Origin of the sequence: Desulfovibrio sp. OH1186_COT-070 (assembly GCF_003860215.1) — a bacterium.
In the GTDB taxonomy this organism is placed as follows: Bacteria; Desulfobacterota; Desulfovibrionia; order Desulfovibrionales; family Desulfovibrionaceae; genus Desulfovibrio.
In genome coordinates, this window is sequence record NZ_RQYH01000127.1 from 1 (window position 1) to 703 (window position 703).

At 38.1% G+C, this 703-nt stretch carries 1 rRNA gene; it reads right to left on the reverse strand.

Annotated elements, in window-relative coordinates:
• Positions 1–408 (reverse strand): 23S ribosomal RNA (locus EII23_RS12190); the annotation flags it as partial.
• Positions 409–703 lie beyond the last annotated feature (295 nt).

Consider the following 703-nt stretch of genomic DNA (forward strand, 5'->3'; position numbering starts at 1 on the left):
ACTCAAGAGAGAATATATTTTCAACTACAGGATTATTACCTTCTTTGATTCAACTTTCCAGATGATTCGTTTAATATATTCCTTTGTAACTCCGTATAGAGTGTCCTACAACCCCAATAAGCAAGCTTATTGGTTTGGGCTCTTCCCGTTTCGCTCGCCGCTACTCAGGGAATCGAATTTTCTTTCTCTTCCTCCGGGTACTAAGATGTTTCAGTTCTCCGGGTCTGCCTTCTGACAAGCTATGAATTCACTTGTCGATAACACAACATAACTTGTGCTGGGTTCCCCCATTCGGAAATCTCTGGATCAACGCTTACTTACAGCTACCCAAAGCATATCGTCGTTAGTAACGTCCTTCATCGGCTTCTAGTGCCAAGGCATCCACCGTGCGCCCTTAATAACTTAATCTTTTCGACCTTCAACACGATAAAATCGGTTGAAAACCTAAAATGTTATTAATCTGTGAGTGTTCTTTCGAACACTAGCGATTATTTCTATTTTTTGAATTCAAGCTTTTTAAAACTCTAATTCACTCGGTTTTGCTTGGTAAAATCATAAATTTTACTTACATATCTAGTTTTCAATGTACAAAATAACGCAATGAATACTCGTAATGAGCATTCAAAACTGAATGCAATATGTCAATGTCATTCCTCTTCATCTTCTCAAGGAAGATGTTCCGAATATATCCTTAGAAAGGAGG